The organism is Yinghuangia sp. YIM S09857 (genome assembly GCF_051388915.1).
Lineage (GTDB): Bacteria > Actinomycetota > Actinomycetes > Streptomycetales > Streptomycetaceae > Yinghuangia.
Genome location: NZ_JBPKBH010000015.1, coordinates 121890 through 134170, shown reverse-complemented (window position 1 = coordinate 134170; position 12281 = coordinate 121890). Strand labels below are relative to the sequence as shown.

Sequence of the window (12281 nt, the reverse complement as noted above, 5' to 3'; positions counted from 1 at the left end):
GACCACGTCCGTGGTCGGCGACACCGAGGGCCACAGCTTCCGCGACGTGTTCTCGCGACTGTGGCCGGACGCCATCGCACTCGCGCTGGACGGGCTGCGGGACGCGGCGGACAGGGACGCGGACGTGTTGCGAGGCGCGCAGTTCGACCTCACGGTGTGCCGGATCTGGTCGAAGATCGCGGATCTCCTGGGCCCGCCGGAGATCGTCCGACCCCGCGCCCCCGAACCGCTGGCCGTCACCGAACTGCTGGGCGACACCGAACCGCTGGACGGCACCGAACTGTCGGACGGACCCGAACCGCCGGGCGGCACCGAACTGTCGGGCGGCGCCGAACCGCAAACGACCGGGACTCCGTCGCCCCACGCCTCGGTCGCCGAGACCGAACCCGTCACTCCCGCGGGCTACTCGGCGTCGGCGGAGTTCTTCGACCTCGTCGCGGAAGGGCACACGGCCACCGGGTCCGTGCCCGCGGTCGTCGCGGCGCTCGCCGGCATCGATCCGAGCAGCGGCCCGATCCTCGACCTCGGTGCCGGTACGGGCCTGGTGACCGAGGCCGTCGCACGGGCGTACCCCCAGGCGGAGATTGTGGCCGCCGAGCCCTCCGCAGGCATGCGCGCGGCACTGACGTCGCGCGTGTTCTCCGACGAGGACCTGCGCCGACGTGTCACCGTCACCGACGGAGCGGCGCCCGACCTCGACCTGCCCGCCTCGTTGAGCGCGGTGGTGTTGTGCGGCGTCCTCGGCCACCTGGACGCGCAGGCGCGTGCGACCCTGTGGGGCCGCCTCGACGAACGCCTCGCGCCCGACGCGCCGATCATCGTCGAACTCATGAACCTGGAACGGCCCGCGACGCTGCCGGAACTCCGCCTGGCCCGCGCCGTCGTGGGGCGGCAGACCTACACCTGGTGGTTCTCCGGGGAACCGGAAGCCTGCCCGGCACCGACAGCGGGAACCGACACGGGCCCGGCTCCCGGAGCAGTCGGTGGTGACGCAGATCGCATGCGCCTGCGCAGCCGGTGGACCGTACACGACGGCGACGCCCTCGTACGGGAGGTCCCCGACGCGTACGTATGGCACGCGTTCGACCTGGACCGCGTCGCCCGCGAAAGCGGACGTGTCCTCGAACGCCTCGCGTCCAGGCCAGGAGGTCCGCCTCTCGCCGTCCTCCGCAAACACCAGGCCACGCCGCCTGCTTGAAACGCGCGCAAGTACTTGCCCGCCGTCTTCCCCGCCACGACTGCCGCAAAGGACCCCAGTGAGCAACCCGCTCGACTTCCCCATCCCGCGTACCTGCCCGTTCACCGTCCCCGACGCGTACGCCAGGCTGCGCGAGGAGCAGCCCGCGGCCCGCGTCACCCTGCCCACCGGCAAGACCGCGTGGATCCTCACCCGCTACGACGACGTACGGGCGGTCCTGGCGAGCCCGGCGACGAGCGCCGACATCCGGCATCCGAACTTCCCCGCGATGGGCATCGGCGAGCAGGAAGCGGGCGCGAAGTCCCGCCCGTTCATCCGCACCGACCCGCCGGAGCACACCCGGTACCGCCGGATGCTGCTGCCGGAACTGACCGTCAAGCGCGTACGCGCGATGCGCCCGGCCGTGCAGGAGATCACCGACGCGCTCCTGGACCGCATGCTCGACGCCGGCTCGGCGGCGGACCTCGTGCCCGCCTACGCGAACGCGGTGTCCACGTCCACGATCTGCGAACTCATCGGACTACCCAAGGACGACCTGGAGTTCTTCCACGACATCACCCGTGTGTCGGGCGGTCGGGGCAGCACCGCGGAGGAGGTCTCGGCCGCTCTGGGCGATCTGTTCAAGCTCCTCGCCGACCTGATCGCACTGCGCGAACGCGAGCCCGGCGACGACCTGTTGTCGAAACTCGTCGTCGACCACCTGCGTACCGGCAACGTCACCCACCACGAACTGCTGTCCACCATCGGCATCACCGTCATCGCCGGACGCGAGACCACCACCAACATGATCGCGCTCAGCACGCTCCTGCTGCTGCGCGAACCGGGGCTCCTGGCCGAACTGCGCGACGAGCCCGTCCTGTTCCCGGCGGCGGTGGACGAACTCCTGCGGGTGCTGTCCATCGCCGACTCCATTCCGCTGCGGGTGGCCGGCGAGGACGTCGACGTCGACGGGGCGGTCATCCCGGCCGGCGACGGGCTCATCGCGCTGCTCGGCGCGGCCGACCACGATCCGGAGGTCTTCCCCGACCCCGCGACCGTGGACTTCCGCCGCGGCACCACCCGGCACGTCGCCTTCGGCTACGGCATCCACCAGTGCGTCGGCCAGCACCTGGCCCGCCTCGAACTGGAGATCGCCCTGGAGACGCTGTTCCGCCGCGTGCCGACGCTGCGACTCGCGGTGCCGTTCGAAGAACTGGAGTTCAAGCAGGAGTCCGCGACCTTCGGCATCGAGTCCCTTCCGGTGGCCTGGTGACACGCCCCGCCGACCACGGCAAGCGCTGGCTTCGGTGCTGGACACCGCGCCCCACCGCCCGACTGCGCCTGGTGTGCCTCCCGCACGCCGGGGGCGGCGCGGGAAGCTACCGCGCCTGGGATGCCCTGATGCCCGGCGGTGTGGAACTGGTCGCCGCGCAATACCCGGGCCGCGAGGACCGGTTCGGCGACCCCCCGGTCGACGGCATGGACGACCTCGTCCGCAACATCGCCGACGCCGTCACCGCTCTCGGCGACCGGCCGTACGCGCTGTTCGGGCACAGCATGGGGTCGGCGGTGGCGTGGGAGCTCGCCCACGAACTGCGCCGCCGGGGTGCGCGCGAGCCGGTGCGGCTGTGCGTGTCCGGGCGCGAGGCCCCGGTCGCCGCCCGCGCGGGCACCGTGCATCTGCGCGACGACGACGGGCTGTGCGACGAGTTGGAGCGCCTGGGCGGCACCCACCGGGACGTGCTGGCCGACGCCGACCTGCGCCGCGCGGTGCTGTCGTACGTCCGCGACGACTACCGGCTGATCGAGACGTACAGGCCCCGGCCGAGAGCACCCCTGGGCTGTCCCATCGACGTGTTCACCGGCGACGCGGACCCGGAGTTCGGGGCGGACCGTGCCGAACCGTGGGCTGCGCTGACCACCGCCGGGATGCGCGTCCACGTCTTCCCCGGGGGCCACTTCTACCTCACGCCGCACCGGCGCGAGGTCGTCGCCACCCTGGCCGGTCGTCTGGACCCGACCGCGACCGTCACGAACTCCCGTTGGCCCAGCACCCCTTGACGCATGCGTCCGAACACGAGGAATCCGATCCAGTGATCGACTACTACTCGACCTCCGCGGAGTTCTACGACCTCGTCGCCGCCCGCCATGTCGCGAGCAGCGGGCCGGCCCTGACCGCGGTCCTGGCCGACGTCGACGCGTCCACGGGCACGGTGGTCGAAATCGGCGCCGGCACCGGACGCGTCACCCGGGTCATCGCCGACGCGCTGCCCGACGCCGAGATCGTCGCGGCGGAACCGTCCGCGACGATGCGGGCCGTCCTCGCCGCCCGGATCGCCCGCGACCCGGATCTGCGCCGCCGGGTGACCGTCACCGACGGCTCCGCCCAGGACATGGCCCTGCCCGAGAAGATCGCCGCGGCGGTGGTGTTCGGCGTCGCCGGACACCTGGACGGCGACGAACGCGTGAAGCTGTGGCGCCGCCTGGCCGAACGCCTCGCCCCGGGCGGGCTCATCGCGATCGAGCTGATGGGCACCGCGACCCCGCGACCCATGCCGCCGACGCTGTCGCTACGCGAGCGCATCGGCCGGCAGACCTATGAGTGGTGGATCGCCGCCGAACCCGTGGCCGCCGACCGCACGCGCTTCACCACCACGTGGAAGGTCCTCCAGGAGGACGGGCAGCCCGTCCGCGAGGTCGCCGACAGCTACGACTGGCACGCGTACGACATCGACCGGCTCGCCGCCGAGTCCGCGATGGCCATCCGCCGGATCACCCGCGTCGGCTCCCACGTCGTCCCGCAGATCGGAGTCCTCGTCCCATGACCACGCCCACTCCCGAACGCCCGCTGCGCCGGGCGACCCGGGGTGCGCACCGGCAACTGGCGGTCGCCGTGGCCGCGCAGGCGCTCGCCGCACTGGTGGGAGTCGTCCCTTTCGTCGCCGTGGGTGAACTCGCCCGGCGGCTGTTCGACGACCCCGCCCTGCCCGGCGCGCGCATGTGGCCACTCGTCGCGGTGGCATCGGGTGCCGCCGTCCTCGCCCTGGCCCTCGGCTACGCCGCCGCCACCCTCAGCCACTATGCCGACAACACGCTGCAACTGCGGTTGCGCCGCGAACTGGCCGAACACGTCGGCCGGTTGCCGCTGGGGTGGTTCTCCGCGCGCGGCACCGGGCGGATCACCGCCGCGACCCATGACGACGTGCACGCGCTGCACCAGCTCGTCGCCCACACCCTGCTCGACGTGACGACCGTGCTGGTCACGCCGACCGCGGCCCTGGTGTATCTGCTCGTCGTCGATTGGCGTCTGGCCCTGGTCGCCCTGGTGCCGGCGGTGGCGGGCGCGCTGCTGTTCCGGCGGGCCATGACCGACGCGGGGTCGCAAATGGCCGAGTACCACCGGGCGCAGACCCGGCTCACCTCGGCCGCGATCGAGTTCGCGGACGGCATCCCCGTCGTCAAGTCCTTCGGCCGCGAGCACACTCCGCACGGCCGGTTCGCCGACGCGGCCGACGGCTTCGCCGAGTTCTTCACCGCCTGGTCTCGCCGCACGCTGGTGGTCAGCACGGCCGCGTTCCTGGTCGTCGCACCCGTCATCGTCCTCACTCTCGTGCTGGGCGCGGGCGCCCTCCTGGTCGTCGAGGACGTCGTCCCGGCCTCGACTCTGGTCCCGTTCGCGTTGCTGGCCCCCGCCCTCGCCCTCCCGGTGAGTGCGGTCGGCACGCGCTTGCAGCAGGTCCAGGCCGGCCGTGCGGCGGCCGGACGCATCGTCGCCCTCCTCGACGAACCGCCTCTGCCGCAGCCGGATTCGCCGCGCGTCCCGGTCGGCCACCACGTGCGCCTGCGCCGCGTGCGCCTGTCCTACGACGGCGTGCACGACGTGCTCCACGGCGTCGACCTGGACCTCGCCCCGGGCACCGTCACCGCTCTGGTGGGCCCGTCCGGTTCGGGCAAGTCCAGCCTGGCCGCGCTTCTGCCCAGGTTCCACGACGCCGACGCGGGCAGCGTGACCATCGGCGGCGTGGACGTCCGGGACATCGCGCCGGCCGACCTGTACCGCGCCGTGGGCTTCGTGTTCCAGGACGTGCGCCTCCTGTCGGGCACCGTCGGGGACAACATCCGGCTCGGCCGCCCGGACGCCACGGACGAGCAGATCGTCGACGCCGCGACCGCCGCACGCATCCACCACCGGATCCTCGAACTCCCCCGGGGATACGACTCCGTGGTGGGCGAGGACGCGCCGTTCTCCGGTGGTGAGGCGCAGCGTGTCTCGATCGCCCGCGCGCTCCTCACCGACGCCCCGATCCTCGTCCTCGACGAGGCGACCGCCTTCGCGGACCCCACCTCCGAGGCACACGTCCAGGACGCCCTGAGCGAACTGGCCGTCGGACGCACCGTCCTGGTGATCGCGCACCGGCTCGAAACGGTGCGGGACGCGGACACCATCGTCGTCCTCGACGCCGGGCACGTGGTCGAACGAGGCAGGCACCACCAACTCCTCGCCGCCGACGGACCCTACGCCCGGCTGTGGCACCGCCGCGCGCGTGTGCACGCCACCACTGATCGGGAGAACGTGTGACCACCATGCTGCGCCGGCTGCTGCACGCTCTGGACCCCGAACACGCCTGTCTGGTAAGGCGGTTGGCGGCCGTGATGACGGCCGCCGCGGTCCTGCAAGGCCTCGCGTTCGGCCTCACCGCCCCGGCCCTGGAGCGCCTGCTCGGCGACGACCCGGACGCTGCGGTGCCCTATCTGGGATGGCTGGTCCTCTGCGCGGCGGGCTATGCGGTCGTCCAGGCGGCGAGCATCGCCGGAGGCTTCACCGCGGGCGCCCGCCTGAGCCGCGCCCTGCACCACCGGCTCGCGGACCACGCCGCGACGCTCCCGCTGGGCTGGTTCACCCGGGATCGCCCGGCCCAACTCGGCAGGCTGGCCGGTCAGAGCGTCGCGCAGGTGATGAACGTACCCGCGCACTTGCTGCGGCCGCTGGCCAACGCGGTCGTGACGCCGGTGGTCATCGTCGCCTGCTGCTGGTTCTTCGACGCCCGGATCGCCCTCACGCTGACCTTGGCGGTGCCGCTCCTCGCCGCTGCGTATGCGGTGAGCGGCGCGGTCGTGCGGCGCCTGGACCGGGGGCGGGACCGGGCGATCGACGACGCGGCGGCGCGCATCGTGGAGTTCGCACAGAACCAGCCCGTCCTGCGGGCATTCGGCCGCACCACGGAGGGCCACCGGTCGCTGGACGAGGCGCTGGCGCGCGAGGCCGCCGCGGACCGGCGGATGATCACCCGAGGCGTGCCCGGCCTGGTCTCCTTCGCGTTCACGGTCCGGACGGCGTTCGCCGCCGTACTGGTCGTCGGCGCGGAGGCCGTCCTCGGCGGAGACATGCGCGCACCCGTGTTCCTCGCCCTGGTGGTGCTCACCACGCGTCTCGCCGAGAGCGTGTCCGCCGCCGCGGACCTCGGCGCGAGCCTGCGTCTCGCGGCCAACAGCCTGGACCGCATCACCGCCGTGCTCGACGCGGAGCCGCTGCCGGGGCCGCGCACGCCGCGGGCGCCCCGGAACGCGGAGGTGGAGTTCCGCGGGGTGTGCTTCGGCTACGGCGCGGAGCCCGTGCTGGACGACGTGTCGTTCCGGCTGCCGGAGCGCGGGATGACCGCCTTGGTCGGGCCTTCGGGGAGCGGCAAGACCACGGTCGCCCGGCTGCTGGCCCGCTTCTGGGACGTGGCGGCCGGGGAGGTGCGCATCGGTGGGGTCGACGTGCGCGACCTCGACGAGAGGACGCTGTCCGGCCTGGTCTCCACCGTCTTCCAGGACACCCGCCTCTTCGCCGGGACGTTGGAGGAGAACGTCCGGGTCGGGGCTCCGGACGCAAGCCGCGAACGGCTGTCGGCGGTGGCGGCCCAGGCGGGGCTCGACGAGGTGGTGGCGGAACTTCCCGACGGCTGGCAGACCTCGGTGGGCGAGCGGGGCGCGTCGCTCTCCGGCGGGCAGCGCCAACGCGTCGCCATCGCAAGGACGTTGCTCAAGGACACTCCGATCGTCGTGTTCGACGAGGCGACCGCCGCCCTGGACCCGTCGACGGAGGCGGCGCTCGTCGGCACCATGAACGCGCTCGCGCGGGACAAGACGCTCCTGGTCATCGCGCACCGGCTCCGGACCGTCACGGCCGCCGACCAGATCCTCGTGCTGGCGGACGGGCGGATCGAGGAGCGGGGTACTCACCGGGAACTCGTCGACCGGGACGGCCGGTACGCGGCCTTCTGGCGCGACCGGGAGCGCGCGCGGGGGTGGCGCCTGGCAGGTGCGCCGGAGTCGATACCGCACGCCTGGGAGGCGGAGGGAGTGGACACCGGCCCGTCTAAATGATTATGGTTTTCATTACTAACAGCGTATCGCGGTCTCCGCCGACCGCGTGTCCGCCGACTCTTCTTCGCCGATCCCGCCTGGAGCATTCCCATGGGCATATCCACCCGCGCGGCCGTCGCGCTCGCGTCGACGACGCTGGCCACCGGCCTTCTCGCCGCCTGCGGCTCGTCCGACGACGACACGCCGTCCGCGTCGCCCACCCCCGCGACCGCGGGAAGCACGAACGGCGGGAACACCGGCTCCGGACCCAAGATCAAGGTGGTGGCAACCACGACCCAGGTCGCCGACTTCGTCCGCAACATCGGCGGCGACCGCGTCGAGGTCACGCAGTTGATCAAGGCCAACGCGAGCGCCCACGAGTTCGAGGCGACACCCGCTGACCTCAGTGCGATCGGCGAGGCCGAGGTCGTCTTCCAGAACGGCGTGGGCCTTGAGGAGGCCTGGCTGCCCAAGGCCGTCAAGGCCGCCGGCTTCAAGGGCCCGGTCGTCGATTCGAGCACGGGGGTGCAGCTGCGCAAGGGCGCCGAGGACGAGGACGGACACGAGGACGGACACGAGGACGGACACGAGGACGGACACGAGGGCGGACACGAGGGCGGGCACGAGGAGGAAGCCGACCACGGGCACGGCGAGTTCGACCCGCACATCTGGCACAACCCGCTCAACGCCAAGATCATGGTGGCCAACATCGCGAAGGGGCTCGCCGCCGCGGACCAGGCCAACGCGAAGACGTACGAGAACAACCTCTCCGCGTACAGCGCCAAGCTCGACGCGCTGGACGCCGACAACCAGGCCAGGATCAACAGCATCCCCGAGGCGGACCGCAAGCTCGTCACCAACCACGACGCACTCGGCTACTACGTCGACCGCTACAGGTTGCAGTTCGTGGGCGCGATCATCCCGAGCTTCGACGACCAGGCGGAACTGTCCGGCAACCGCATCAACGAGATCGTCGCCAAGATCAAGGGCGCGGGCGCCAAGGCGGTCTTCGCGGAGAGCGCGCTTCCGCCCAAGACCGCCGAGACCATCGGCAGGGAGGCCGGCGTCAAGGTCGTGGCCGGCGAGGACGCGCTCTACGCGGACTCCCTCGGTGGCCAGGGCTCCGCAGGCGAGACCTACCTGGGGTCCGAGAAGCACAACACCGACATCATCGTCGCCGCGCTCCGAGGCTGACCGATGACCGCCAACGGACCCGTCCCCGCGCAGGTGCGCGTCCGGATCACGGACGCGTCCATCGCCTACGACCGCACCCCCGCGCTGGAGCACGTCGACGGCAGCATCCGCGCCGGCGAGGCGACCGCCTTGGTCGGGCCGAACGGGGGCGGGAAGTCCACTCTCATCAAGGCGGTTCTGGGCCTGGTCCCGGTCGTGTCCGGGTCGGTGACCGTGGCCGACCGCCCGCCGGCCAAGGCACGCGACCACATCGGGTACGTACCGCAGGCGTCGAGCCTGGACCCCGAATTCCCGGTCACCGCGCGCCAAGTCGTCCTCATGGGCCGCTACCGGAAGATCGGCCTGCTGCGGCGCCCCGGCCGACAGGACCGGGCGACCGCCGAGGAGGCGCTGGCCCAGGTCGGACTGGGCGACCGTGCCGGGACGCGGTTCGGCGCTCTCTCCGGCGGGCAGCGCCAACGCGTGCTCCTGGCCCGCGCCCTCTCGGCACGACCCCCCGTCCTCGTCCTGGACGAACCCTTCAGCGGCGTCGACACAGTCAGCCAGGACGTGCTGGTCCACGCACTCGCCCGGGCCAAACAGGAAGGCGCCGCCATCCTGGTCAGCACGCACGACTTCACGGTGGCCCGGGACCTGTGCGAGCGGACCTGTCTCGTCAACCGCCGCCAGTTCGCGTTCGACCGCACCGACGCCGTGCTCACACGCGACCTGCTGTGCGCCTGCTACGGCGGCCGGGTCGTGGCGTTCGACGGCGGCGGACTCGTCGTCACCCGGACGTGAGGCCGACCATGGACGCCGCACTGCTCCTCGAACCCTTCCGGGTCCCCTACCTGACCCGTGCGCTCGTCGAACTCACGATCCTGGGCGTCCTGTGCGGCACCGTCGGCGTGTTCGTCGTACTGCGCCGCCTGGAGTTCGCCGCCGACGCGCTCACCCACACGGTGTTCCCCGGCGTCGTCATCGGGTTCGCCCTGGGCGGCGCGGACGGCGTGTTCGCCGGCGCGCTGATCGCCGCCGGGGTCACCGCCGTCGCCCTGACCCTGCTCACCCGGAACCGGCGCACCAGCGACGACGCCGCCCTCGCCGTGGTCCTGACCGCCATGTTCTCCGTGGGCGTCATCGTGGTCTCGCGTAGCGACTCGTACACCTCCGACTTCCGGAGTTTCCTGGTGGGGCAGGTCCTCTACACCTCCCGCGCGCAGATCGCGGAAACCGCGGTGACCGCCGCCGTGTGCCTGGTCGTTCTCGCGGCGCTGGGCAAGGAGTTGGTGTTCCGCACCTTCGACGAGGCCGCGGCGCGCGCGGCCGGCTACCGGGTGGGCGTCCTCGACCTTGTGCTGAACGCCGTCACGGCGCTCTCCGTGGTCGCGGCGGTGCGCACCATCGGGACGGTGCTCGTCCTGTCCCTGCTGGTCGTCCCCGCAAGCATCGGCCGGACCCTCAGCGGCCGGCTCGGCGGCATCGTCGCCATCGGTGCCGGGGCGGCGGTCGCCTGCGCGTACATCGGGCTGACGGTCAGCTACGCCGCCTCCGTCGACCACGACCTCGCGCTGCCCGCCGGGCCCACGGTGGTGCTCACCCTCGTGGCGGCGTACCTGCTCGCGGTGGGAGGAGCCGGGACCGCGCGGCTGCTGCGCCGACGCCGCTCGGGACGGGCGACGGCCGTCGACGTCGAGACCGCCGGGCACGTGCGCCCGACGCCACCACCCTCGCTCGCGGCGCCGGGGGGCGCACGATGACCTGGTTCGACTCGTACGCCCACCGCGCCTACGCGGAAGCCGTCATGATCGGGCTCCTGGCGGGCGTCGTCGGCGTCCAGGTGGTGCTCCGACGGATCGCCTTCTATGCCATGGCCATGACCCACGCGACCTTCCCCGGCGTGGTCCTCGCCTCCGTGCTGGGCTTCAACATCCACCTCGGCGGCGCCATCGTCGGCATCGCCATGTCCCTCGCGATCGTGGCGCTGACCCGCAGCCCCGGGCAGACGACGTCGGGCACGATCGGCGTCACCCTGGCCGCCGGGTTCGCGCTCGGCGCCACGTTGGTCGCGGTGAATCCCGCTCCGGACCGCAAGCTCTCCGCGTTCCTGGTCGGGTCGATCGTCACCGTGGACACCCAGGACCTGACGGTCACGGCGGTGTGCGGACTCGCGGTCCTTCTCGTACTCGCCCTGCTGGCCAAGGAGTTCACGTTCGCCGCCTTCGACCACGACGGGATGCGCGCGGGCGGCCACCCGGTCGCGCTCCTGGACCTGGTGCTCCTCCTGCTCGTACAGGTCGTGATCGTCGTCCTGATCCCCGCCGTCGGCTTCATGCTCACGCTGGCCTTGCTCGTCGCCCCCGCGGCGACGGCCCGCCTCTGGACGGACTCCCTCACCCGCACCACCGCCCTCGCGGCGACCCTGGGGGTGGCAAGTGCCCTGGGAGGACTGGAGATCTCACGCCGGTACGACGTCTCCGCCGGCGCGGCGATCGCCCTCGTCGCCGCCTCCGCGTTTGTCCTGTCCTTGCTTCTGTCCCCTCACCACGGCGTTGTGGGACGCCTCCTCGGCCGCCCCGCAGGCAGGACCCCCGCAGCCGCCGTCGGGTGACCCGCGCACCGGAGAACACGATGTCCACGGACCACGACCACCGCCCGCGTGACGCCGCATTCGCCGTACCACCCGACGCCCTGCGCGCCACCCACCGCCGCCGGCGCGTCCTGCAAGCCCTCGAATCCCAACGCGAATTCGTCAGCGCCCAGGAGCTGTTCACCTGGATGCGCAGCCAGGGATGGCGGATCAGCCTCAGCACGACCTACCGCAACCTGGCCCTCCTCGAACGGAACGGCACCGCCGACACCCGGCTGACCCCCGGCGGCGAGCGGCAATTCCGCCGGCGACGTCGTGACGACCACCACCACCTCCTCATCTGCCGACACTGCGGAACCGCGGTCGAGGTCCACTCCCCCGCCCTGGAACGGTGGGCGGCGACGGTCGGCAGGCCGCACGGCTTCACCGACGTGGACCACGCCGTCGAACTCACCGGCACCTGCCGCACCTGCCGCGTCGCCAACCCACCGGACCGGCCCGGCCCTCCGCACTGACACGTCCTCCGGCACCAGTTTTCGCACCGACCGAACCGCCCGACCGAAAGGAAGACCGATGTCACTCGACGTCTCCCCGCAACTGTTAGCGCAAGCCGAACACGGGGATGTGGACGCAGCCGAGTTCGTCGACTGCGTGCGCACCTCACTTCCCTACGCGTGGTACCTCATCTCCTCGTTGGTCACGCAACTCGAGGCCGAAGGCGGTCCGTTCGCGGACAATCAGGTGCCGCCCGCGAACGAGCACGAGCGGGGTCAACTGCTGCGAGCCCTGGCCTCGGACGCGATCCGCGGCTCACTGGAACAGCACTTCGGCGTCAAACTCGCGTTCCAGAACTGCCACCGGGTCGCCGTGTTCCCCGCCGAGAAGCTCGACGCGGACCGCTACGCCAAGTTCACCTCGATCCGCGGCCAACTCCTCAACCAGTCCCCGACCCTGCGCGACTGCTGACACCTCGCGACCGCCACCTCGGGCGCG

At 72.2% G+C, this 12281-nt stretch carries 12 protein-coding genes; all 12 read left to right on the top strand.

Annotated elements, in window-relative coordinates:
• Nucleotides 1-1198: class I SAM-dependent methyltransferase (locus ACRX5S_RS28160; RefSeq protein ID WP_436775927.1), on the top strand; the 1198-nt coding region annotated here is incomplete at its 5' end.
• Nucleotides 1199-1256: 58 nt separating this feature from the next.
• Nucleotides 1257-2450, top strand: coding sequence for a cytochrome P450 (locus ACRX5S_RS28155; protein WP_436775926.1), 1194 nt, complete (start codon nt 1257-1259; stop codon nt 2448-2450).
• Entirely contained in the window at nt 2447-3238 is a 792-nt protein-coding gene (locus ACRX5S_RS28150; RefSeq protein ID WP_436775925.1) for a thioesterase II family protein, read from the top strand. Before ACRX5S_RS28155 ends, ACRX5S_RS28150 begins: the two co-directional genes overlap by 4 nt.
• A gap of 32 nt (nt 3239-3270) precedes the next feature.
• Complete coding sequence (locus ACRX5S_RS28145; protein ID WP_436775924.1) at nt 3271-4002, top strand: class I SAM-dependent methyltransferase; 732 nt, start codon at nt 3271-3273, stop codon at nt 4000-4002.
• Nucleotides 3999-5756 (top strand): ABC transporter ATP-binding protein, encoded by a 1758-nt coding sequence (locus ACRX5S_RS28140; RefSeq protein WP_436775923.1) that lies wholly within the window; start codon nt 3999-4001, stop codon nt 5754-5756. Before ACRX5S_RS28145 ends, ACRX5S_RS28140 begins: the two co-directional genes overlap by 4 nt.
• A 5-nt stretch (nt 5757-5761) precedes the next feature.
• Nucleotides 5762-7546, top strand: a complete 1785-nt coding sequence (locus ACRX5S_RS28135) for an ABC transporter ATP-binding protein (protein WP_436775983.1) — start codon at nt 5762-5764, stop codon at nt 7544-7546.
• A 90-nt stretch (nt 7547-7636) separates the two neighbouring features.
• Nucleotides 7637-8719 (top strand): metal ABC transporter substrate-binding protein, encoded by a 1083-nt coding sequence (locus tag ACRX5S_RS28130; protein WP_436775922.1) that lies wholly within the window; start codon nt 7637-7639, stop codon nt 8717-8719.
• A 3-nt stretch (nt 8720-8722) separates the two neighbouring features.
• Complete coding sequence (locus ACRX5S_RS28125; protein ID WP_436775921.1) at nt 8723-9499, top strand: metal ABC transporter ATP-binding protein; 777 nt, start codon at nt 8723-8725, stop codon at nt 9497-9499.
• An 8-nt stretch (nt 9500-9507) separates the two neighbouring features.
• Nucleotides 9508-10458, top strand: coding sequence for a metal ABC transporter permease (locus tag ACRX5S_RS28120; protein WP_436775920.1), 951 nt, complete (start codon nt 9508-9510; stop codon nt 10456-10458).
• Nucleotides 10455-11309: a metal ABC transporter permease gene (locus tag ACRX5S_RS28115; RefSeq protein ID WP_436775919.1), complete on the top strand. Its 855-nt coding sequence runs from the start codon at nt 10455-10457 to the stop codon at nt 11307-11309. The genes ACRX5S_RS28120 and ACRX5S_RS28115 overlap by 4 nt, the downstream gene beginning before the upstream one ends.
• A 20-nt stretch (nt 11310-11329) precedes the next feature.
• Nucleotides 11330-11803, top strand: a complete 474-nt coding sequence (locus ACRX5S_RS28110; protein ID WP_436775918.1) for a Fur family transcriptional regulator — start codon at nt 11330-11332, stop codon at nt 11801-11803.
• A 58-nt stretch (nt 11804-11861) separates the two neighbouring features.
• Nucleotides 11862-12254 (top strand): SCO5389 family protein, encoded by a 393-nt coding sequence (locus tag ACRX5S_RS28105; RefSeq protein WP_436775917.1) that lies wholly within the window; start codon nt 11862-11864, stop codon nt 12252-12254.
• Nucleotides 12255-12281 lie beyond the last annotated feature (27 nt).